Origin of the sequence: Desulfomicrobium norvegicum (assembly GCF_900114595.1) — a bacterium.
Classification (GTDB): domain Bacteria; phylum Desulfobacterota; class Desulfovibrionia; order Desulfovibrionales; family Desulfomicrobiaceae; genus Desulfomicrobium; species Desulfomicrobium macestii.
Genome location: NZ_FOTO01000003.1, coordinates 360217 through 383481, shown reverse-complemented (window position 1 = coordinate 383481; position 23265 = coordinate 360217). Strand labels below are relative to the sequence as shown.

The window sequence follows — 23265 nt, the reverse complement described above, 5'->3', positions numbered from 1 at the left end:
CGCCTACCAGCTCAACCTCAAAGGAGAATCCATGCGGAAGATGAAATCCATCATTGACCCCAACTGACCAGTTCCCATAGCGTCCCAAAACCAGCGTCGCTTCGCTCCGATTTCCTGGTCAGTTTCAGCCGGAACAGGTGGGCGGTTTGCCGTGGAATCACTGGTCAGTTTGTCCGGAATGCGCAACTGGCCTCAACACACGCCTTCAATACGGAAAGTGGCAAGCCGATCCCGTTCCCTGATTTTCAGCGCACCAAATACTGGTCCTCCGGCAAAGATAACCGGCAACAAGGCCGCGCGGACAAGGCGAACATAATCAGCCAAAGTTGATAACAACCCGACGAGGTCCGGTGCCTGACGCCCCTTAAAGTTCCCATTAAGGGAACAATCTCTTGACAAGAAAAATGGGAACTTTTAGATAACAGGCATGAACATACTCAGTCGGAAAACTCTAAATTGCTACTGCGAGAAATATGCAGGAGCGAGAGGAAGCCTTCTGGCTTGGTATGATCTGGTTTCGAAGAAACGGTACGCGAATCACGCAAAGTTGAAGGAAGATTTCCCCAGCGCCGACCATATCGGTGGAAGCAGGTATATTTTCAACATTAAAGGAAACAATTTCAGGCTTATAGCCTGGATTCGATTTGAAGCTGGCCAAGTGTATGTAAAATGGTTTGGAACCCACGCCGAATACGACAAAATAAAGGCAGCAGAGGTGACGTATGATGATCCGTGCCATTAAGACAGATGCCGACTACGAAGCGGCGCTGGCTCGGGTCGAAAAAATTTTCGACTCGGAGCAAGGCAGCCCTGAGTTTGATGAACTGGAGGTTTGGGGGACTCTCATAGGCGCATATGAAGATGAGAATCATCCTGTACCGCCGCCTACTCCGCTTGAAGCTATCGAATTTGTCATGGACCAGAAAGGGCTTAAGCAGAAAGATCTTATCCCCTTTATTGGATCGAAAAGCAAAGTATCCGAAGTGCTTGCCGGCAAAAGAAAGCTGACTCTAAAAATGATCCGCTCGCTTCACGAAGGCTTAGGCATCCCAGCAGACACCCTCCTGAAGGAGCCTGGCAAAAAGTTGCCCGAGGGTTTGGCAGATGTTGACTGGAGTCAGTTTCCTATCAAGGAGATGACCAATCGCGGCTGGATTGAAGATACCAAAGACTTCACGGATAGAGCCGAGGAAGTTGTCCGCAATCTCATGGTACAGGTGGGTCAACCCGATTGCCTGCCTACGGCGTGTTATCGATGCGGAATTTCCAGAACTGCAAAGGATATCGACATGTACGCTGTCCAGGCCTGGCTATTGGGTGTCCAACTCAAGGCGCAGCGCATCGAAACAACGGGTACTTACGATCGCAATCTAGATGAGACATTTCTAAGTCGTCTGGCAAGGCTGAGTATATTTAGCGATGGACCTATGAAGGCCGTTGAGTACCTCAGCTCAAAAGGGATCAAACTGGTTATTGAACCACACTTCTCCCATACCAAGCTGGACGGCGCTGCCATTCTTCAATCCGGCATACCGATTGTCGCACTGACGTTGCGGTACGACAGGATTGATTATTATTGGTTCACATTGCTCCATGAATGTGCCCATGTCATCAAGCATCTTTCAGAAGATAACAGCCTCATTCTCGATGATCTTGAATCTCAAACAGTTGATATAAGAGAACATGAAGCTAATATTCTTGCAAGAGATGCCGTTGTTCCAATTGAAATATGGAAAAGTTCCAAAATCACAAATGTACAACACCCCAACAAGGAGCACGTCACTGACTTGGCAAGCAAAATGGAAGTTCATCCTGCGTTGATCGCAGGGCGTGTTCGATATGAAAGAAATCGATACGATATTCTTTCAGGGCTTGTTGGACACCGAGAGGTACGGAAATTTTTTCTCGAAAAATGAGTTGAAAATCGGGGCTTGTTATAGACGGTAATGGATATTTTTTGAAAAATTACCGCAGCCTTGAACATCCCACAAAAAAACGACCTCCTGTCTCTGGACGGCATGCGAGAATAACCTCGAATATCCTGTGAACCAACAAGACCCGCCGGCCTCCTAAGCCCCCTGCTCTGCCATCGCGTCGGACATTCCTTGCAGGAGGGAATCGATCTCGACCGGTTTGGCCACATATCCGTTCATTCCGGCGGCCAGGAACTTCTCCCTGTCTCCCTCCATGGCATAGGCCGTCAGGGCGATGATGGGGATGTTCCTTTTTGGGCCAAGAACCACGGATTCCCGGATGATGCGCGCCGCTTCGATTCCATCCATGACGGGCATCTGGATGTCCATGAGGACGCAATCGAAGTCGTTTTCGGCCAGCAGTTCAAGGGCCTGCCTGCCGTTTTCGGCCAGGGCGACCTCGTGTCCGGCCTTTTCCAGCAGCTTTTGGGTGGGAATCCGGTTGGATGGATCGTCCTCGACCAGAAGCACGCGGAATCCAGCACCGGTTTTGATGGCGGCGGGTTCAACGGTTTTTGACGGGTTTTCGCGGTCCATCTTGAAAGGCAGGACGACATGCACGCTCGTGCCTTCGCCGGGGGAACTCTCGATGGTGATCTCCCCGTGCATGAGCCCGACCAGCCGTTGCACGATGGACAGGCCAAGCCCCGCGCCCTGATAACTGCGAGTGAACGAGTTTTCGACCTGCCGGAACGGCTCGAAGATGTCACCAAGCCTGTCCTGGGCGATGCCGATGCCTGTATCCTTGACGCAAAAATGCACGCGATACTCATCTTTGTCCTTGACCGGCAGGGCCTCGATGTCCACGACGACCCTGCCGCGCTCCGTGAACTTGAGGGCGTTGCCCACCAGATTGAAAAGCACCTGGCGCACCCGCATTTCATCTCCGACCAGGACGTCGGGCAGGCCAGGGGCAAGGCTGCATTCCAGAGCCACACCCTTGTTTCTGGCCGTGACGGCGAAAAGTCCGGACACGGAATCAATGATGTCCTGAATCTGGAAGGGTCCCTCTCGGATCTCCATCTTGCCCGCCTCGACCCGGGAGAGGTCCAGAATGTCCGAGAGGAGTCTGGTCAGGCGGTTGGCGGCCTCTGTGGCCATGTGGATATAAGTGGTCTGTTCGGCATCAAGAGGCGTGGTTTCCATGAGCTGGAGCATGCCCATGACCCCGTTGATCGGAGTACGAATCTCGTGGCTCATGTTGGCCAAAAATTCGCTTTTTGCCTGGCTGGCGGACTCTGCCTGCTCCTTTGCCTGGAGCAGAGCTTCCTCGGCCCGTTTTTGTTCCGTGATGTCCCGAAACTCCGTGACCCGTACATTCGCCTGTTTATATGGAATGTTCCGCGCTTCGAGACGAACGGGAAATACTTCCCCGTTTTTGCGAATGCCTAACGCCTCATAGGGGCTTTCGTGCCCGGACAGGATGTTGCGCATAACCATGTCGCGGGATTTTTCGGATATGAGCATAAGGCAGCTCATCCCGATCAGTTCGTCTGTGGAATAGCCCGTTATTTCGGAGAGGCCCTGATTGCAGTCCAGAATGATGCCCTTGTCGTGGATGGTAATGCCGCCAAAGGAAGCATTGTGAAGGGCTTTGAAACGTTCCTCGCTTTCCCGGAGTTCCCGTGTCCTCATTTTCACCTGCCTACGCAGCGCCCATGACCAAAGAAAAAATCCGAGCAGGAGGAGAAGCAGCGGCACCAGAATCATGGCGATCTTGCGCAGGATGGAAACAAATGTCAGGCTTGGCTGTTCGTACACGCCCATCCATTTTTCGTGAAGGCGGCGGTATTCGCCGGAATCCTTGATCACCTGGAGTCCCTCGCTGAACTGCGCCAGAAGCGCCGCATGGCCATTGGGCACGGCATAGCAATAATCCAGGGAAAAAAAGGAATTTTGACTCAGGGCCAGATTTGTCAGTCCAAGCGCCTTGATGATGTGCAGGGCGATAATGCGGGGGCCCAGTGCGCAGTCATATTTCCCCTCGGACAATGCCCTCAGCATGTCCTCCTGGGTCTCCACCGTGGAAATTTGAGATTCCAGGCCTCGCTCCGACAGATAGTCGTGAATGATGTCTCCTTTCTGGACGACGATGCTCTTGCCTTTAAGATCGCTTATCGAACCCGGATCGAAATTTTCTCCGCGTCGCCCCACAACTACGTAATTGTTCACCGAATGGGCTTGAGTGAAGTCGAATTTACGGTCCCGCTCCACAGAATAGAATATTCCCTGAACAGCATCGATCTCGCCTCGCTCCAGGTCGTGCAGCACATCAGTCCAGGGCCCGAGACGGATTTCGACATCAAGCCCCATCTCCCTGGCAATCATCCGAGTAAGCTCGACATTGAAGCCGGCCGGGCTTCCCTTTTCATCCAGGTACTCGAACGGAGGATACTGATGATCACCACCCACGATGATGCGGCGGTCTTTCGGCAGTTCAAGGGCGGCGAACCAGCGTGAATGCAGGCGACGGTAGGTCCCGTCGGCGATGACTATGGCGAGCCCTTCGTTCAGCAGGGCCAACATGCGGCTATCGCCTTTTTTGACGGCGAAACAGAAATCCTGCCGGAAGTCCTCGATGGGATTATCGACAATCTTCAGATTCCCAAGTCCGGTTTGAGGGATGAGGCGCAAGGCCACAAGTCGTTGCACGACCACGGCGTCGTGATGTCCCTGTGACAGTTCGTGCAGGGCCTGTTCAAAGGTGGGCGTGGTTTGGATCTGCATGCCACGCTCTTCTCGCCGCAGGAATTCCTCGGCGTTGTCACCCCGCATGACAGCCACACGCCGTCCCTTCAGATCTGCCAGGTTCTGGATATCATCCGTCCCGGAACGCACAACGATGGCCCCATGCAGAGTCATGTAGGGCACGGTGAAATCAAAGAGTTCTTCGCGCTCGGGCGTGCGGCCAACCAATGGCAGGACCTGCACATCCCCCTTTTCCAGCCAGCCTTTGACTTCATTCCAAGGGCCCGTGCGAAAGGTGACGTCGCGGCCCATGACCGCAAGGGCGGCCCGCATGAGTTCCACGGAAAAGCCGTCTGCACGGCCCAAGCCGTCCACAACGGAAAAAGGCGGATAATCGATCTCGGCTGCCGACACGACGGGCGCCGATGGCTCGGACCCCTCGGCGGTTCGCGGGACTTGCAGGATGAGTGCGAGCAGCATGGACGCGATCAGTGCAGCGATGTGCCGCCCCGGTCTGGTCGCATGCATGCCCGAATGTTTCCAGTCGTCGGATGCAAAGAGGATCTGTGCGCTCATTTTTTCAAGAACACCTTGGGATATCAGTCTTCATGGCCAGACGCCCTTTTGGACTACATCCATGAAAATCTCAAGGCATGCTAAAAAAATTGGCTCGCGTTTGCCTCTATTTGATGCAGAAATCCATGACAGAGAGTGAATCATTCATTTTTCACTATGAAAATATGCTCTCATTTCCACCGGCAACCACTCCTCGGGCGACCCAGTTTCAAATTTTCCCTTTCGCGAGTGGAAAAGGTAGGTTACATATTTCAGCATGCCACAGAGCCGCCAGGGCAGCTGGCTCAAGGCACGGCCCTTGATGCAGGGTGCTCTTTTCCAGTCGGCATGCATCACAAACCCCGTCATGCGTCGCCGCACGTATCCGGAGGCCCCATGTTCGCTCGCCTGTTGCATGGCTCGATCAAAAAAAAGCTCGCCATCCTCTTTCTGATGGCGGCGCTTCCCGCCATCGTCATCATCGTCATTGCCGGACTGGACAACCATCGGCGGGCGGTGGCCGACGCCGAACAGCAATTGCAGACTTTTTCCCGCCATATGGCGGACACGCAGACCCAGCTCACCCAGGCCACCCAGGCCCTCCTTGAAGGCCTGGCCATGCTGCCCGAAGTGCGCCAGGGCGACGTCGAGGCATGCAATAGCCTCTTCGCCAATCTGCTCAAAATAAACCCGGACTACGCGGCCCTCCATCTGGTCGATCCAAACGGAAATCTTGTCGCGTCCGGCAACGCTCGCAAGCCCGCGAACTTCGCCCACACGAGGCATTTCAGGGAATCCGTCGCCACCAAGGCCTTCGCCACCGGCGAATATCTCCTGGGTGTGACCCTGCATGTTCCCGTCTTCACCTTCGGATATCCAGTCCTGAACGACCAGGGAGACATCGCGGGTGCTCTGCTGACCGCTATCCGCCTCGACAGATACGGAGAATTGTTCAGCCACTCCACCTTTCCGGACAGTTCTTTCGTCGGCGTCTGTGACAGGAACGGGCTGCGCCTCTTCCGCTACCCTGAAAACTCCGCCACGATCCTCGGGGAACCGATCAAGCAAACGGTCTTTGAACGTGCCGTGTCCGGGCCTTCCGAGGGGTTTCTCCTGGAAGAAAGCACGGACGGAGTGGAACGTATCGTCGCATTCCAGAAGCTGAGCCTGACCGAAGGCAGCCCGCCCTACATGTACTTCTTTGTCGGATCGCCGAGCGCCATGTTCTACGCCGACGCAAAGAGCGGAATGCTGCGCGATTTCGTGGTCCTCTTTTTGACCATCGGCCTGACCATGCTGAGCGGCTGGTTTCTGGGAGGCAGGACGGTTGGAATGCGGCTTGAGGAACTGGCTGGGGCAGCGAAACGGATCGGCGAGGGAGATCTCACCGTCAGGGTAGCCCCCGCGCCCGAAATCACCGAGGTGGATGTCCTGGCCCAGGCGTTCAACAACATGGCCGAATCCCTTGAACAGGACACGATCAACCGCGCCAGAGCGGAAGATGCGCTGCGCAAGAGCGAACACCGCTACAAAATCATCTTCCAGAATTCTCCACTGGGCATAATCCTGTTCGACCCCGAGGGTTTCATTGTCGACTGCAACGAACCGTTCATTCGAACCATGGGCTCCTCCCGGGAAAAACTGATCGGATTCAACACGGCCCGCCAAAGTTCCCCCAAAATGCGCGAAACGATCAAAAAAGCCCTGGCGGGGGAGGTTGCGGTCTTTGAGGACGAGTACACCTCCATCACTGGCGGAATCACGAAAAGCCTGCGAGTCGTGTTCAATCCTATAACGCCGGAACGGACGCCAACAGGCGTCATCGCCACCCTTGAAGACATTTCCGATCGCAAGCGGACAGAGACTGCGCTGCTGGAAAGCGAGGCTCGTTTCCGCAAACTCTTCGAACAGATCCCCTCCATCGCAGTTCAAGGTTACGGGATGGACGGCCGGACGCGCTACTGGAACCAGGCCTCGCAAAATCTTTACGGATACAGCGCAAGCGAAGCGATAGGCGCAAAGCTGACCGACCTGATCATCCCGCCCGAAATACGCGAGTACGTCGAGGCCGACATGCGCTCCATGGCGAAAACAAAAATCCCCATCCCCGCCAGCGAACTGACCCTCATGCGCAAGGACGGCTCCCGGGTGCTGGTCTTTTCAAGCCATGCCATCGTCACGAATGCGGCAGGCGAAGCCGAACTTTTCTGTGTGGACATCGATCTGACCAACAGACAAGAGGCTGAAGAGAACCTGCGCAAGCTTAAAGAAGCTGCAGAAGCCGCCAATCAGTCCAAAAGCGAGTTTCTGGCCAACATGAGTCACGAAATCCGCACCCCCATCAACGGGGTCATGGGCATGCTCCAGCTTCTGGAAACGACCCCGCTCGACGACGAGCAAACCCGCTACGTAGAAATGGCCGCCGAAGCCGCGAACCGACTGACCAGACTCCTCTCGGACATTCTGGATCTCTCCCGGGTCGAGGCGGGCAAGATGGAGATCCGCAAGGCTCCCTTCCAGATCCGGGACATCGCCGATTCCGTGGCCGGGCTTTTCAACGTCACGGCCAGAAACAAGGGCGTGACCCTGGAATGCAGTCTGGACCCAACCATGCCCGCCACCCTGGTCGGGGACGAAACGCGGGTGCGCCAGGTTCTTTTCAACCTGGTGGGCAACGCCCTCAAATTCACCGACAGGGGCACGGTAAGCATGGAGATCACGACCCTTCCGCCACGCACGGATGACGACATCCGCGTTCGTTTCCAAGTCGCGGATACGGGCATCGGCATCCCCGAAGACAGACTTTCCGTCATCTTCGAGCCGTTCCGGCAGGTCGAGAACTCGTTCACTCGCAACTATCAGGGCGCGGGACTTGGCCTGTCCATCGTGCATCGGCTGGTCGGTCTCATGGACGGAGAGATCGGCATCGAGAGCACGCCGGGTAAGGGTACGGCGGTGCATGTCGTCCTGCCCTTCAAGATGAACCGCGAAAACCCGTCAAAAACCGTTGAGCCCGCCGCCATCAGTACCGGCGCAGGATTCCGAGTGCTTCTGGTCGAGGACGATTCATCCAACCGGATTCCCACCCAAAAGCTGCTGGAAAAGGCCGGACACGTGGTCACCCTGGCCGAAAACGGCAGGCAGGCCCTTGAACTGCTGGCCGAATACGACTTCGGCTGCATCCTCATGGACATCCAGATGCCCGTCATGGATGGAATCGAAGCGACGCGCACCATCCGGGAATCCGAGGCCCTTGGCCCAAAAAGGAACATCCCCATCATCGCGCTGACGGCCTATGCCATGGAGGGAGACAGGGAGAAGTTCCTGGCCGCCGGAATGAACGCATATGTCGCCAAACCGGCAACCCTCGAAGAAATGACCAGGGCCATGCAGGAAGCCCTGGGCGTGGAGCCCGGCGACAAGCCATATGCGCAAGATCCGCGCACCACTTTTGGTTTGCCCTAACCGGGCTTCAATCCTATGAAACGCCCCATGGCAAAAAAACTCTTCACCACCCTGCGCTCGCGGGCCATCGTCGCGCTCACCGCGATCTTCCTGGTCATGAGCCTTGGTTGCGTGCTCATGGTCGGACTGATCATCACCGATCGTCTGGACTCCTTCGAACGCGACCTGGCCGCGGCCAATGTGCGCCGTGCGCGCAACGCGCTGCAACAGGACATGCAACGCATCGACAACCTGCTCAAAGACTGGGCGTGGTGGGATGACACCTACGAATTCATGTTCTCGGTCTCCGGTGACTATGCGCAGAGCAACATCACGCCGGACGTGTTCATCAACCAGGGCCTGAGCGCCATGGTGTTCGTGACCGACAAAGGCGAGATCCTGAGCGCCTCGCGGATGTCCGGCGATGAAAAGACGCTCGGCGTGCCCAGCGAAGACCTGCTCAATTATGTCAGAAGAACGGGCCTGTCCTATCCCCCCGAAGAACTCTTCAGCGGCAGCCCCGCGCTGGTGAACATCGACGGATCATTGTGGATCGCGGCAAGCCGCGCGGTGCTGACATCCCAGCAGACCGGACCGGCGCGCGGGCGGCTGTGGATGATCCAGCAGATCGACGAGACCTACGTCGAGAGACTCACCGAGCGCACGGAACTGGCACTGCAGATTCACGTCGCCGAGCAGGAAAAGCTGCCTCGGGCCATGCTTGCGCTGCACACCGCTCCTCCGGCGACGGGCGAGACCCTCGTCGTTCCCGAGCGCGACCTCATCTGGAGCGCCCTGCTTCTTACCGACGCTGCGGGCGGCCCGCCCATAGCCATCATCGCCAATGCTCCGCGACAACTCACGATCCTGGCCCGCTCAACAATGAAAACCAGCCTCGCGGTGGTCATCGTGTTCGCTGTCGTCGGTTTTTTCAGCGGTTTCGCCTTTCTCGAACAAAGCATCCTGTCCAGGCTGTCGCTCCTTAGCGGGCGCGTCAGAAAGGATGCGCCGGACGCACAGTTTTGCAGACTGGATCAGCACTGCGACGAAATCGACCAACTCTCCAACCTGGTGGACACCGCCTTTGAATCCATCCGTGAGAACGAGCGATTTCTCAAGGAAATCCTGGGCGCGATCAAGGTCGGCGTCATGCTCATCCGCAAGGAAGACAGGGTCATCGTCAGCGCGAACCCGTATGCGAGCGCCCTGGCCGGCCGCCCCGAAAAGGACCTTGTGGGCAAGGTCTGCCACCAGTTCACCTGCGGCGCCGAAATCGGGCAATGCCCAGTCTGCGATCTCGGGCAGAACCTCAACAATTACAAGTGCGAGTTTCTCGGCAGAGACGGCGAACGGATCGACATCCTCAAATCCGTGACCATCATCACGCGAAACGAGCAGGAATATCTGCTCGAAACATTCTGGGACATCCGCGAAATCGAACGCACACGGCGCCTCCTGGAAGAATCCGAGGAACGTTACCGGGCGATGTTCTTGAACACCGGCACACCGGGAATCCTCATCAACGAGGACACGTCCATCGCCGTCGCCAACACGGAATTTCTCCATCTTGCAGGGCTCACGCAGGATGACATGCGCCAAAGCCCGCCCTGGACACGCTTCTTCCACCCCGAGGATGCGGAAAGGATGCTCCGCTATCACACGCTGCGGCGCCAGGACGACAATGCCGCCCCGCGAACCTACGAGGCGCGCCTGATGGATTCCTCGGGAGCGCAACATCACGTCAAGCTCACCGTGGCCATGATCCCACGCTCACAGCAGTCCATCGCCTTCCTGCTCGACATAACCGACATCAAGAGAGCCGAAGGAAAACTGCATGAACTCGCCTACACCGACGCCCTGACCGGCCTGCCCAACCGCCTCTCCGCCCTGGACAGGCTGACCCGGACCCTGACGCGCCTCGACCCGGACAGCTCCAACCTGGCCGTCTACCTGCTCGACCTTGATGATTTCAAGATCATCAACGACTCCTGGGGCCACGCCGCCGGGGATATCGTTCTCATGGAAGTGGGACAACGCCTGCTCAGTGTCCTTGATTCCTCGCAAATGCTGGCCCGCCTCGGCGGTGACGAATTCATCGTCGTGTCCGGCATCGGGGCCGACGACAGTGAATATTCGGGGCTGGCGCAAAAGCTCATCGACACGTTCAGCAGCCCCTTTGAACTCGAAGGCTCCGAAACCTTTCTCGGGGTCAGCGTGGGCGTGGCCGTCTTTCCCAAGGACGGCGACACGGCAGGACAATTGGTGCGCTGCGCGGACCTGGCCATGTATCAGTCCAAATCCTTGGGCAAGAACATGTTCCACTTCCATTCGCCGGAATTGACCCTGCAGGCTCAGCGTCGCGTGGAGATCGAACGGGAGCTGCGCCTGGCCCTCGACGCGGGAGAGATCGAGGCTTTCTTCCAGCCGGTCATCGACCTCGACACCCAAAAAATCGTCGGAGCCGAAGCCCTGGCGCGGTGGCGCAAATCGGACGGCACTCTCGTCTCTCCGATGGATTTCATACCCGTGGCGGAACAGACAAACCTCATCACCGACATCGATTTCAGCATCCTCTCCCAGGCCTGCCATCAGGCCAAAAGCTGGGATGAAGACGGATGGGGCAGGCTGCGCATCTCCTGCAACATCTCTGCGCGGCATTTCCAACGCGGTAACCTGCCAAGGGAAGTGCAGCGGGTCCTCGAAGCCAGCAAGCTGTCCCCGGAACAGCTGACCCTCGAAGTCACCGAGACGGTGTACATGGAAAACATCGATCAGGTGCGCGGCATCCTCGAATCCATCGACGAAATGGGCGTCTCAAGCGCTCTTGACGACTTTGGAACCGGCTATTCGTCCCTGTCGTACGTGCGCTCCCTCTCCTTTGACGTCCTCAAGATCGACAAGTCCTTCGTGAAGAACCTGCCCGAAGCGTCGGCGCTGGCGCTCATTCGCGCCATGCTCGGCATCGCCATCAGCCTGGAGATAACCCCCCTGGCCGAAGGCATCGAAACCCCTGAACAGCTCTTGCTGCTCAGATCTCTTGGATGCCGGCTTGGACAGGGGTATCTGTTTTCGCCTCCGGTGACCGCGGCGCAGTTCGTAGAGTTGCTCAAAAAACAGAACGCAGAGTGATCGTTGCAATGCGTGGAATCCTTTTTCCAAGGACCGGCCTGAAATAATGTGTGCAACTTTTGACGCCAAAGGCTGAATCGGATAGGTAAAATTTCCGCGAAAATACGTTTTCCGGCAAGCAGCACACCCAAAAAAACGGAGAAATTCATGGACCCCACCAATTTCATCCCCCAAGCCCTGCCCATTCCGGTGGAATGGGGCTGGTTCTACTTCTTCCAGATGCTCACGTTCATCCTGCACATCCTGGTCATGAATGTCATGCTCGGCGCGTCCATCATCGCCCTGGTCCATCATCTGCGCGGCAAGGCCGAAACCGAGCCCCTGACCAAGTCCATTTCCGTCAAGCTGCCCTTCACCATCGCCTTCGCCGTCAATTTCGGCGTGGCACCCCTGCTCTTCATACAGGTGCTTTACGGACAGTTCATCTACACCAGCAGCGTGCTCATGGCCGTTTACTGGCTGTCGGTCGTAGGACTGGTCATCATCGCCTACTCCAGCGCCTACATCTACGATTTCAGCTACGTATCACTTGGCAGACTGCGCACGGTCTTCATCGCCGTGACCACAGTGTGCCTGCTGACCACGGCCTTCATATACACCAACAACATGACCCTCATGCTCAGTCCCGCAAACTGGGCGGCATACTTCGAGAATCCGTGGGGCACGCTGCTCAACACCATGGACCCGACCGTGCTGCCGCGCTACCTGCACTTCGTCGCGTCATCGGTGGCGGTGGCGGGTCTGGCGCTGGCCCTTTTCTACCGGTTCAAGGTCAAGAACGATCCCGGAGCCCAGCGCTGGGTCCGGCACGGCATGAACTGGTACGCCTACACGACCATGCTGCAGATGGCGCTTGGCCTGTGGTTCCTCGCCGCCCTGCCCGAACACGTCATGAATCTCCTGCTGGGGGGCTCCCTGGCACACACCCTGATTTTCGTCACGGGCGCGACCATCGGCATCTTCAGCATCAGCAACGCCTTGAGCTACAACGTCGGCACGTCGGCGATCCTGTCGCTGACCACCATAATCCTCATGCTCTTCCTGCGGGACCTGGTCAGGGACGCCTATCTGGCCCCGTATTTTCAGGTCAGCGACCGCGTCGTCACCGGTGAATATCTCCCGCTTGTCCTTTTCATCCTGACCCTGGCGGCCGGGCTGTGCGTCGTTGCCTGGATGCTCCGCACCGCCGCCACGGACTCGGAGGTGCGTTCATGAATTTTCCAATCTGGGAACTCCAGTGGGCCGGCGGCGGACTGCTCATCGCGCTGATCGCCGTCTTTCATGTCTATATCGCCCATTTCGCCGTGGGCGGCGGACTCTTTCTGGTCCTCACCGAACATCTGGGCTATCGCCGAAACTCCCCGGCAATTCTTGATTACACCAAACGTCACACCAAGTTCTTCCTGCTCGTGACCATGGTCCTGGGCGGAATCACAGGGGTGGGCATCTGGTTCATCATCTCCCTGGTCGCGCCCGCCGCCACGTCGCAGCTCATCCACATCTTCGTCTTTGCCTGGGCCATCGAGTGGGTCTTTTTCCTGGGCGAGATCGTGGCCCTCTTCATCTACTTCTACACCTTCGGAAAAATGGGGGCGCGCAACCATCTCACCATCGGCTGGATCTATTTCTTCTTCGGGTGGATGTCGCTCTTCATGATCAACGGCATCATCGGCTTCATGCTCACTCCCGGAGACTGGCTGACCACCAGGGATTTCTGGGACGGATTCCTGAACCCGTCATTCTGGCCGTCCCTGGCGTTTCGAACTTTCATCGCCTTCATCCTGGCCGGACTCTACGGATTCGTCACCGCCACCTGGGAAAAGGATCCCCAGACCCGCGAGACCCTGGTCCGCTACTGCGCGGCCTGGCTGCTGGCGCCCTTCGCCTTTCTGCTCCTTTCGGGGTGGTGGTACGTAAGCGTGCTGCCAGAAGGCGCGCAGGCCATGGTCCTGGGCGCGAACCCGGAAATCGCCCCGTACATGCAGGGCTTCCTGTGGATATCGGCGGTGCTTTTCGCCGGAGGACTGCTCATGGCCGTACGCATGCCGGCCGCGGTCAAGCGCCCCATGGCCCTGGTTCTGCTCGTCATCGGCCTTTTGTACATGGGCTGCTTTGAAACCGTGCGCGAAGCCGGACGCAGGCCCTACCTGATCAACGGCTACATGTATTCCAACGCCATCCTGGCCGGCACCGAAGACGCCATCAGCGCCGAGGGCTATCTGCAGACCTCGGGCTGGCACCGGAACAGGGAGATCACCCCCGAAAACGCAAGGGACGCGGGCCGGGAGATCTTTCGAGGCCAATGCGCCGCCTGCCACTCCATCGGCGGCCCCCTGCACGACATAAAGCGTCTGAGCGCGAAGTTCGGAACCGTCGGTCTGGAGGCCCAGATCGCGGGCATGGGCAAGGTATACTCCTACATGCCGCGCTTTGCCGGCACGGTGCAGGAGCGCAAGGCCCTGGCCGCATACATCGTGCATGACCTCATCGACGACCCCGAAGTGACGCAGCAGACCCGTCCCCGCCCCGAGCTCGATCTTGAAATCCCGGCCTTCGATGCCGAGGGCGACGAATACGTGCTCCTGGCCTGGTGCACACTGGGCGAAAAATGCATCTCGGACAGCGACAGCCGCTTCTCCATGTTGCCCCCGGGCAGCACGCTCATGGCCCAGCTCATCCGGCGCGGCCCCCTGCCCGAGCTCGTGACCGAGGACGTGGAAATCACCTTCACGGCCCCGGCGGGCTTCGAGAATCCGAGTAACCATGTGGAATTCTGGGACTACGCGCCCTCCCTGGTGGGCAAGGAGCTGGCGCCGAACGTCAGCGCCAAGGGCCTGGGCATGTCGGGAACGATGAAACCAAGCGACCAGAACCTGACCTTCCTGGCGGACGGCATCCCCGTGCTGCCCTACATGGACGACGGCACCGTCAACCCCTATCCCGTCTTCACCATCGAAGCCAAGGACAAGGCCAGCGGAGAGATTCTGGCTACCACCAAGGTCGTGGCTCCGGTCTCGACCGAGATCGGCTGCAGGAACTGTCATGACGGCACCTGGCGACACGACGGCGCCATGGGCATCTCGGTGACCACAGCCTCGGACGTGCTGGCCAGACACGATCGGCGTCACAAGACCGAGCTGCTGCCCCAGGCCGAAGCGGGCAAGCCCGTACTCTGCCAGAGCTGCCATCCCGATCCGCTGCTCAAGGCTGAAGGCGATCCGGCGCTCCTCAACCTCCCGGCCGCCATCCACGGCTTCCACGCCAACTACCTGTCCGAGGCTCCCGACGCCGAGCCCTGCCACACCTGCCACCCCACCGGGCCGGACAGCTACACCTATTGCGCCCGCGGCACGCACGCGAGCAAGGGACTGACCTGCGTCAACTGCCACGGTACCATGGAAGACCACGCCTTGAGCCTGCTCAAGGCCGAAAAGGAAGCAGGCAAGCCCAAGGCCGACCTGCTCATGCGCCACATCAAGCCCAGGCTGGTCGCATCCGTTGAAGAAATCGAACCGCGCAAACCGTGGAACGATCAGCCCGACTGCCTGAACTGCCACGTGGACTTCGAGCCGCCGCAGGACGCCACGCCTTCGGCCTTCAACCAATGGGTACGCGGACCGGAAGGGCTTTATCGCATGCGCACCGATGACGCGGGGCTCATGTGCGAATCCTGCCACGGCTCGACCCACGCCGAATATCCGGCCGTCAACGCCTTTCATCCCGATCTCGACGCCATCCAGCCCTTGCAGTACCAGGGCCATCCGGGCCCCATCGGGAGCAAGGACAACTGTGCGGTGTGCCATACCGAGGACAAGTACGACGAGTTCCATCACCCCAACATTCTCGGTCAACTCTAATTCCAGCCGCACGGACCGGGGAGTCTGACCCCGGTCCGTGCGATCAGCGGACAGCCGCCCCAGGTTGCCTGCAAGACGTCCCGCCACCGCGACCATGCGCGAATCCCCGCAAACGTTTTGTGCGACCAAAACGTGACGGAAACTCCCAATTCCCAGAATTCACTTTACCATCACATGCCCTTGAGCTAGCCTCCTCAAAAGGCTTGCATTACAAGCCCCATGTTCCGACACCGCCCCCAACACACGGAGAATCGCATGTCGTATCTGCCCTGCGTTGGATGTGGCTGGTGCTGTCTGCATGACCAGTGCACCGATTCCATGCGTCGCCACGGCTACCTGCCCCGCTGCCCCGAACTTTTCTGGAGCGATGAAGCCGGGCGCTACCTGTGTCTGACCATGCTCGAAGGCGAATCCGGGGACGGAATCCGCCGTGATCAACACACCGGCGGGGGCTGTTGCGCGCCCCTCAACTCCTGGCGACAGGACATTCGAAACCGGGACAAGTGACCCGCATCTTTCGGACGGACCATGACCCAACCCTCTCCTGCAAAAGACAACACGCCCCGGACATACAAAGACAAAACGTCTCCCCGCCTCATGAGCGGACAATTGACCGTCCTCTCCATTCTGGTGGCCATGGTGCCGCTCCTGTGCGTCGCGACCCTGGGCTATGTTTTTTACGATGCGGCGTACCGGGAAAAAACCCATGCGCTCCTGGCTGAAAAAGCGATGAACTCGGTCCAGAGCCTGGACGGCTTTCTCGAAGAGAAGATCGCCAATCTGAGGCAGGAGACCGACTCGGCGGCCATTGCGGAACTGTCGGACTCCGGCCATCTGCGCGCCCGGCTGCATTCTTTGCAAAATGCCTATCAAGGCGTCTTCCTCGGCCTTGACCTTGTCGATGCAAGCGGCACGATCATCGCCCGCACCGGGGACGAAAGCCTCCTGCCCACACCGGCCGGAGAGTCCTGGTTCGCGCAGGCCATAAGCCGCCCCCAGTTCGTCAGCAATCTGGCGCTGTGCGACACGTACTGCTTCCTTGCCGTGCGCATCACCACCGAACAGAGCGCCTGGCTGCTTCGGGCCCACCTCGATCCGGATCTGATTCAGGAAAAGATCCGCCTCTTCCACCCCGGAGGAACCGGGGGCGCGTTCTTTCTGGACCGTCAGGGCGCCTACAGCGCCGCCAGCGGCACCGAACCGGACAGCCCGGAGACCGCGTTACTGCTGGCCCAGCAATTCTTTCCCGAAGGCAGGCCCGTGGTGCTGGAGGCCAAGGACGCCAAAGGCCAGACCAATCTTTACGGCTGCGCCCCGCTACGCTCCACGGGCAACATCCTGGCCATCCATCAGCCCAGGGCCCAGCTCCTGCGGCCGCTGTTCAAGGCCCGCCTTGTAGCCCTGGCCATCATCCTCGCCGGTTGCGGAGGCATCATCATCACCGCGCTGGCCCTGGCCAAGCGGACGGAACAGCGCCTGTTCAAGGCTGAACTGGAATTGCAGCACATGCAAAAACACGTCATGGACGCAGGCAAGCTGGCCGCCATCGGCGAACTGGCGGCCGGCGTCGCCCACGAGATCAACAACCCCCTGGCGATCATGATGGAGAACGCGGGCTGGATTCAGGACCTGCTCAAATCCGACGATCCGCACAGCGAGGAGAACACCGAGGAGATCTTCTCGTCCCTGCAGACCATCACCACCCAGGGCCATCGCTGCCGGGAGATCACGCACAAGCTGCTCAGTTTCGCGCGCAAGGCCGACACCACGACCAACGTGGTGCACATCAACTCGCTGCTGGAGGACATTGCCGGGTTCGCGCGGCAAAAAGCCAAATACCGGGGCGTGGAAATCAGGCTGGCCCTTGATCCCAAGGCGGGGGAAGTCGAAAGTTCGCCCACGGAAATTCAGCAGATCATCCTGAACCTCGTCAATAACGCCATCGACGCCATCGAAAAGGACAACGGGCTGGTGCAGTTGCGCTCCAGCCGCGAGGATGGCTTCGTGCGCATCGATGTCGAGGACAATGGCCAGGGCATCCCCGAAGACATCCTGCCCAGCATTTTCGAGCCGTTTTTCACCACCAAGGCCGCCGGCAAGGGCACCGGTCTTGGCCTGTCCATTTGCAGGGACCTGCTGTCAAAAATGGGCGGTTCCATCAGCGTGAAGTCCACTTCGGGCCAAGGCTCCATTTTTCATGTTCGTCTGCCTGCAAGCTCACCGAAATGATGCCCGCGTCTGACAAAAAGGAGCCATCCGCTCAATTTGACTCCATAATTTTCTCTCGATAGGATTTTTTCGCCACTGATCAACTCTCAATGTGGAGCCCCAATGCCGAAGGACAAACCCAAGACCAGCGAAACGACCACCCACGGCGAACTCATCGACATCCTCATCAAGGAAGGGCTCCTCTCGGAAAAGCAGGCGCTCCACGCCTCCCGGCTGCGCACAAAGCTCGTTCGTCCCAAGCCCCTGCTCGAAATCGTCAAGGAACTCGGCTATGTGACCGCCGACCAGGTCACCGCCGCCATTCGCAAGAACAAGCTGTCCATGCGCATCGGCAGCCTGCTCCTGGAACTCGGGCTGATCAGCGAGGCCGATCTTGAGGCCGCCTTTCAGATCCAGCGCACCAGCAAGACCCCGCAGAAACTGGGCGAAGTCCTGGTCAACAATAATTTCATCAAGGAATTCAAGCCCCTGGAAGCGCTGTCCATGCAGCTTGGCTACCCTTTTATCGATCCCAGATTCACCAACCTCGACGCCTCCCTGCTGCATCAGATTCCGCTCACATACAGAAACAAGGCGAACTACGTACCCATTGAGCGGCAGGAGCATCAGGTCGTCGTGGCTTTTGCCAATGTCCTGGACCTGGACGACCAGCAAGAGGCACGCACCATCTTTCCCGAAGGCATCCTGCCGGCCATCGCCACGCGCGAATCCATCGTCGAAACCTACCAGCGCTTCGAGCGCGGCGCCCAGTCCAAGGAATCCGTCGATGACGATTCGGCCTCGGGCATCGTGGAGCGCATCATCCTCGACGCCATCGAACTCGACGTCAGCGACATCCACATGGAGCCGCTCCCGGACCGCCTGCGCATCCGCTTTCGCCGGGACGGGGTGCTTGAGCCCTACAAGGACTTCCCGCGCGAGATAATTCCCAACATCTCAAGCCGCATCAAGATCATGTGCAAGGCGGACATCGCCGAGAAGCGGCGCCACCAGGGCGGCCGCATCCTGTTCGAATATCCGGGTGGCGAACTGGACATGCGCGCCTCCTTCTATGTGACCATCCACGGCGAGGCCATCGTGCTGCGCCTTCTGAACCGCCAGGGCAACCTGATCGACATCACGGGCATCGGGATGTATCCGAAGATACTCAAGCGCTTCATCGACGGAGCGCTGTCCCGGCCCAGCGGCGTCGTGATCATCACCGGCCCCACGGGATCGGGCAAGACGACCACGGTCTACAGTTGCATCCACCACCTGAATACGCCGCTCCTCTCCATCATCACCGCCGAGGAACCGGTCGAATACGTCATCCCAGGCATCTCCCAGTGTTCCATCGACCCCAAGATCAACCTGACCTTCGAAGAAACCCTGCGTCACATCGTGCGCCAGGACCCCGACGTCATCCTCATTGGCGAAATCCGCGACAACTATTCGGCCGAGGTGGCCGTGCAGGCGGCGCTGACCGGACACAAGGTCCTGACCACCTTTCACACGGAAGACTCCATCGGTGGCCTGATCCGACTCATGAACATGGACATCGAGGCTTTCCTCATCTCCTCCACCGTGGTCAGCGTGGTCGCACAGCGGCTTCTGCGGCGCATCTGCCCGGAGTGCTCCCAGCCGTACAAGCCAAGCCCCGGCGAACTGCAGCTTTTCGGCTACACGCAGGCCACGATCCAGGGCTCCAATTTTCGCAAGGGCACGGGCTGTTCCCACTGCCGCTACACCGGATATCGAGGACGCATCGCGGTGTTCGAACTGCTCATCCTCGATGAAATGGTCCGCGCCGCCATCCTTGAACGGCGGACCAGCTTCGACATCCGCAAGATCGCCCTGGAGAGCGCCGGGCTTGTGACCCTGTTCGAGGAAGGTCTGGTCAAGGCCGCCGAAGGCCAGACCACTCTGGAAGAGGTCATGCGCTGCCTGCCTCTAGTTCTGAAACCACGCCCTCTGGAAGAAACCCGCCGCATGCTCGGAGTCTAGCAATGAACGAGGCCAAGTCTTTTATCGAAATCCTCATGGAGCATGTGAACTCGGACAAGGCGCAGCTCCCGCCATTCAATCGGACCGGCCTTGCCATTCAGCAGGAAATGGCCAAACCGGATCCGGACATGCAGGTCATAGAAAAGCAGATCCTGCGCGACCCGGCCGTCGCCGGTCAGCTGCTCAAAGTGGCCAACTCGTCCTTCTACCGGGGCATGATCGAAGTGACCACGGTCAGAAACGCCATGGTCCGCCTCGGCCTGGCTGAAGTCTCCAATCTGGTCACCCTTTTGACCCAAAAACAATCCTTCAGCACCCAGGATTCCTTCATCCGCGAATACATGGACCAGCTCTGGATTCACTCCGTGGCCTGCGCCCTTGGCGCGAAATGGATCGCCAAGGAATGCCGACTGCCGAGCAAGATGAACGAAGCCTTTTTCGCTGGCCTCCTGCACGACATCGGCAAGGCCTTCCTGCTCATGGCCATCTCCGACCTCAAAAAAAACGGACAGATGGGCGATACCATCCCGCAGTCCTTCATTGAGGAAGTCCTCGAAACGCAACACCAAAGCATCGGAGCACAGCTGCTCAAGACCTGGAACCTGCCGGAGATCTATTGCACGGTGGCCGAACACCACCACGACGAGAACATGGACGGCCAGGACATCGTGCTGATCATGGTCAGTCTGGCCAACAAGGTCCTGGCCAAGGCCGGCATCGGGATCATGCACACGCCGGACATCGATCTGGCGACCAGCCCCGAGGCGATCCAGCTGGACCTCTCCGAGATCAAGGTCGCCGAACTGGAGCTGACCATGGAAGATTACGTGGACTTTGTGGGAGAAGTCGGCTGATTCACCCGGCGCTGTCGCGCTTTCCTTCCGACTGAAAACGCAGACGGGCCGATTCCCTTGAACCGGCCCGTCTGCGTTTTTCATGCCCGGCGATCACCATCCGCCCCCGCCGCCTCCGCCGCCGCCTCCGCCGGACGAGCCGCCCCCGCCCATGCCCGAGGAACTGCCCGGAGCGGATGAAGCCGAGGATACGGCGGACTCCATGCCCCGTCCCAGGCTTGAAGCGAACAGGCCCGGATGCATGCGATTCCAGTGACGGCCTTCGTACCAGTCCGGATCGTATCCGGCCCGGTCCAGCAAGCGCGCAAAACGTTCCCCCCACTGATTTTCAACACCCAGCGCCATGGCGTAGGGCAGAAACTTCTCGAACAGCTCGGGAGTCTCGTCGGGAGGATGAATGAAGTTCAGCCGGTCCTCCTCGGCCACCGACAGGTAAAGCTTGAAGCCCTCGATCTCGTCCAGGGTCTGGCGGCCGATGCGCGTCGGTGCCTTCAAAAGTTCATAGAAGAGCGCATTCATGAAAATCATGGCCCCAAACCCCAGCACCGCCGCAATCCCCAACTGACTGGAGAGGAGCCACAATCCAACCGCCTCGCCGCCCAGAAAAGGTATCGTGAAGACGGACAGGAACAGGGCCGAGCCTTTGCCGCGAATGCCGCCGCCCTGCCATGCGGCGGCGACCTGGCGCACCAGCATGAAGCAGCCGAAAGTCCAGAAAGTCAGCCACACGCAGATGAAAAGCGTCCCGGGCGGAACGGATGCACTCCAGACCATGCCCGCCACCGAGGCCAGGGTGATGCCAAGCCCCGGCGCCAGCCAGCCCGTGTTGGTCAAAAAATAGTTGGAGGACAGCTCTTTCATGAGCTTGTTCTTCATGGCCCGCCGGGCGCCGCCGATGACCTTGTGGTTCACGTTCTTGAGTTCGACGACCGTCCCTGCCTTGCCCAATTCATCCCAGGCAGCCCGTTCGCCGAGGGACAGAGTCTCCGGGGGCTGGTCGGCCAAGGTCAGGCGCATCTTCGCATTGTCCCCGATTTTCAGCGCTCCCTTGATCGCCATGTTGACCACGCCCGCGCTGAAAGCCGTGTTGTCGAACTTCATGCGCGTCAGCATGCGCACCATGGCCGGAGAAAATCCACGCGGCGGCGCAAAGCGGGGAATGATCACTCCCTTGGCCGGATCACGACCGACCTTCATCCAGGCCAGCACGTAATAGATGCCGAGCAGAACGGTCCCAAGGCCCGCGAAAAGCACTCCGCCGCTCCTGTCCAGAACCTGCGCCGCCTGCTCCGTGGCCGAAGGCGGGGTCACAAAGCCCTTGGGCCAGGACACGGCGATGGTCAGGCCCTCGCCGGGGGCATAGGGCCGCGAGGACGTGAAGGTCACCTCCCGCTGCCCGCTTGCCGGAATCGCGCGGTTGTCCCTGCTGCCCATGGGCCCTTCGTAGGCCACGGCCTCAAGAGCCGTGGCGCCGTCCGGCAGGTGCACCGTGCAGCTGACCCGGTCCAGGGGCAGGCGCCAGCCGTTGCCGTTGACGTTCCAGTAGAGCTCGTCATGCTCCTCGAAAAAACCCAGCTGTCTGGTGGTGCGGTACGTGAGGGTGTAGGAATAACGCCCCGGCTGCAGAAAGACATCCTTGCTGCCGGCATAGATGGCCACTCCGTTGGATCTGTTCTCGACGTGGTGGGGCTCCGCCACGCCGTCGCGGGTAACCTCAAGAAGCGTGAATCCGACGCGCACCCTGTTCCCGCCCCGCCCGGTGTAGAGCGTTGGAAATTCACGCACGATCCCGCGTCGGATCTGATCCCCGGTGGCCTGGACCGTGATGGTCTCCGTGACCACCATGGAGCCGTCGGGATCTATGAGGACCAGGGAGGAAAAATCGAGAACCCGCTCGGTCTCGGCAAGCAAGGGCGCGCAAGAAAGCAGCCAGATCAGCGCGGCGAGAAATATCCGGCCCCGGACCCCCGCCATTCTAGAACTCCACCTTGGGCACAGCCCGCTCCGATGGACTTTCCAGCTCGAAGAATTCCGCCTTCTCAAAGCCGAAGCGCCCGGCGATCAGATTGGACGGGAAGGACTCCACCGCGATGTTCAGATTGCGCACCGCCCCGTTGTAATAGCGCCGGGAGAGCTGCACTTCGTCCTCGATCTCGCCGAGGGAAGCCTGCAACTGGGCGAAATTGGCGTTGGCCTTGAGGTCCGGATAGTTTTCGGCCAGCGCGAAAAGCCTGCCCAGCGCCGCCCCCAGAAGACCCTGCGCCTGGGCCGTCTCGCCCACGCCCTGCGCGTTCTGGGCCACCCCGCGCAAGCGGATGACCTCTTCCAGAGTGCCCTTTTCGTGCGCGGCGTATCCCTTGACCGTGGACACGAGGTTGGGGATCAGATCCGTGCGCCGCTTGAGCTGCACATCGATCCCGCTCCAGGCCTCCTGCACCATGTTACGCATGCGTACCAGACCGTTGTAGATGAGGATGCCCCACAGCAGAACGGCGGCAACCAGGACAAGCACGACAAGAAAAGCGATCATGATTCCTCCATGACGGAATGTTT

General features: G+C 59.0%; 13 protein-coding genes. 10 read left to right on the top strand and 3 right to left on the bottom strand.

The annotated features are described in order from the left end of the window. Positions 1-427: 427 nt before the first annotated feature. Together BMZ24_RS20475 and BMZ24_RS07600 are read left to right on the top strand one after the other, a co-directional pair. Positions 428-742: a type II toxin-antitoxin system HigB family toxin gene (locus BMZ24_RS20475; RefSeq protein WP_092190866.1), complete on the top strand. Its 315-nt coding sequence runs from the start codon at positions 428-430 to the stop codon at positions 740-742. After that, positions 726-1916 carry an ImmA/IrrE family metallo-endopeptidase gene (locus tag BMZ24_RS07600; RefSeq protein ID WP_161949077.1) on the top strand — a complete coding sequence of 397 codons (1191 nt, stop codon included), beginning with the start codon at positions 726-728 and terminating at the stop codon, positions 1914-1916. The genes BMZ24_RS20475 and BMZ24_RS07600 overlap by 17 nt, the downstream gene beginning before the upstream one ends. 153 nt (positions 1917-2069) lie before the next feature. On the opposite strand, the gene BMZ24_RS07595 is transcribed toward BMZ24_RS07600, so the two are convergent. Then, positions 2070-5237 carry a transporter substrate-binding domain-containing protein gene (locus BMZ24_RS07595; protein WP_092190862.1) on the bottom strand — a complete coding sequence of 1056 codons (3168 nt, stop codon included), beginning with the start codon at positions 5235-5237 and terminating at the stop codon, positions 2070-2072. 375 nt (positions 5238-5612) lie between these two features. On the opposite strand from BMZ24_RS07595, the gene BMZ24_RS07590 reads away from it, so the two are divergent. From BMZ24_RS07590 to BMZ24_RS07555, 8 genes are all read left to right on the top strand, one after another. Beyond that, positions 5613-8681: a PAS domain S-box protein gene (locus BMZ24_RS07590; protein WP_161949076.1), complete on the top strand. Its 3069-nt coding sequence runs from the start codon at positions 5613-5615 to the stop codon at positions 8679-8681. Positions 8682-8708: 27 nt separating this feature from the next. Continuing rightward, positions 8709-11789: an EAL domain-containing protein gene (locus BMZ24_RS07585; protein ID WP_244150299.1), complete on the top strand. Its 3081-nt coding sequence runs from the start codon at positions 8709-8711 to the stop codon at positions 11787-11789. Between the two features lie 147 nt (positions 11790-11936). Continuing rightward, complete coding sequence (locus BMZ24_RS07580) at positions 11937-13004, top strand: hypothetical protein (RefSeq protein WP_092190857.1); 1068 nt, start codon at positions 11937-11939, stop codon at positions 13002-13004. Further along, on the top strand, positions 13001-15646 hold the full coding sequence (locus BMZ24_RS07575) for a cytochrome ubiquinol oxidase subunit I (RefSeq protein ID WP_092190855.1): 2646 nt from the start codon (positions 13001-13003) through the stop codon (positions 15644-15646). The genes BMZ24_RS07580 and BMZ24_RS07575 overlap by 4 nt, the downstream gene beginning before the upstream one ends. 255 nt (positions 15647-15901) lie before the next feature. Then, a complete protein-coding gene (locus BMZ24_RS07570; RefSeq protein ID WP_092190853.1) occupies positions 15902-16153 on the top strand; it encodes a hypothetical protein in 252 nt (83 codons plus the stop codon). Positions 16154-16174: 21 nt separating this feature from the next. Then, entirely contained in the window at positions 16175-17875 is a 1701-nt protein-coding gene (locus BMZ24_RS07565; protein WP_092190851.1) for a sensor histidine kinase, read from the top strand. Positions 17876-17977: 102 nt separating this feature from the next. Continuing rightward, positions 17978-19858 carry a GspE/PulE family protein gene (locus BMZ24_RS07560; protein WP_092190849.1) on the top strand — a complete coding sequence of 627 codons (1881 nt, stop codon included), beginning with the start codon at positions 17978-17980 and terminating at the stop codon, positions 19856-19858. A 2-nt stretch (positions 19859-19860) separates the two neighbouring features. Continuing rightward, positions 19861-20712 carry an HDOD domain-containing protein gene (locus BMZ24_RS07555; protein ID WP_092190847.1) on the top strand — a complete coding sequence of 284 codons (852 nt, stop codon included), beginning with the start codon at positions 19861-19863 and terminating at the stop codon, positions 20710-20712. 93 nt (positions 20713-20805) lie between these two features. Here BMZ24_RS07555 and BMZ24_RS07550 read toward each other — a convergent pair whose 3' ends face one another. Both BMZ24_RS07550 and BMZ24_RS07545 read right to left on the bottom strand, forming a co-directional pair. Next, positions 20806-22686, bottom strand: coding sequence for a DUF2207 domain-containing protein (locus BMZ24_RS07550; protein WP_092190845.1), 1881 nt, complete (start codon positions 22684-22686; stop codon positions 20806-20808). 1 nt (position 22687) lies between these two features. After that, positions 22688-23242, bottom strand: coding sequence for a LemA family protein (locus BMZ24_RS07545; protein WP_092190843.1), 555 nt, complete (start codon positions 23240-23242; stop codon positions 22688-22690). Between the last annotated feature and the right edge of the window lie 23 nt (positions 23243-23265).

Coding starts and splice junctions, on each gene's coding strand:
- BMZ24_RS20475 (WP_092190866.1), top strand. CDS start 428: ATGAACATACTCAGTCGGAAAACTCTAAATTGCTACTGCGAGAAATAT.
- BMZ24_RS07600 (WP_161949077.1), top strand. CDS start 726: ATGATCCGTGCCATTAAGACAGATGCCGACTACGAAGCGGCGCTGGCT.
- BMZ24_RS07595 (WP_092190862.1), bottom strand. CDS start 5,237: ATGAGCGCACAGATCCTCTTTGCATCCGACGACTGGAAACATTCGGGC.
- BMZ24_RS07590 (WP_161949076.1), top strand. CDS start 5,613: ATGTTCGCTCGCCTGTTGCATGGCTCGATCAAAAAAAAGCTCGCCATC.
- BMZ24_RS07585 (WP_244150299.1), top strand. CDS start 8,709: ATGGCAAAAAAACTCTTCACCACCCTGCGCTCGCGGGCCATCGTCGCG.
- BMZ24_RS07580 (WP_092190857.1), top strand. CDS start 11,937: ATGGACCCCACCAATTTCATCCCCCAAGCCCTGCCCATTCCGGTGGAA.
- BMZ24_RS07575 (WP_092190855.1), top strand. CDS start 13,001: ATGAATTTTCCAATCTGGGAACTCCAGTGGGCCGGCGGCGGACTGCTC.
- BMZ24_RS07570 (WP_092190853.1), top strand. CDS start 15,902: ATGTCGTATCTGCCCTGCGTTGGATGTGGCTGGTGCTGTCTGCATGAC.
- BMZ24_RS07565 (WP_092190851.1), top strand. CDS start 16,175: ATGACCCAACCCTCTCCTGCAAAAGACAACACGCCCCGGACATACAAA.
- BMZ24_RS07560 (WP_092190849.1), top strand. CDS start 17,978: ATGCCGAAGGACAAACCCAAGACCAGCGAAACGACCACCCACGGCGAA.
- BMZ24_RS07555 (WP_092190847.1), top strand. CDS start 19,861: ATGAACGAGGCCAAGTCTTTTATCGAAATCCTCATGGAGCATGTGAAC.
- BMZ24_RS07550 (WP_092190845.1), bottom strand. CDS start 22,686: ATGGCGGGGGTCCGGGGCCGGATATTTCTCGCCGCGCTGATCTGGCTG.
- BMZ24_RS07545 (WP_092190843.1), bottom strand. CDS start 23,242: ATGATCGCTTTTCTTGTCGTGCTTGTCCTGGTTGCCGCCGTTCTGCTG.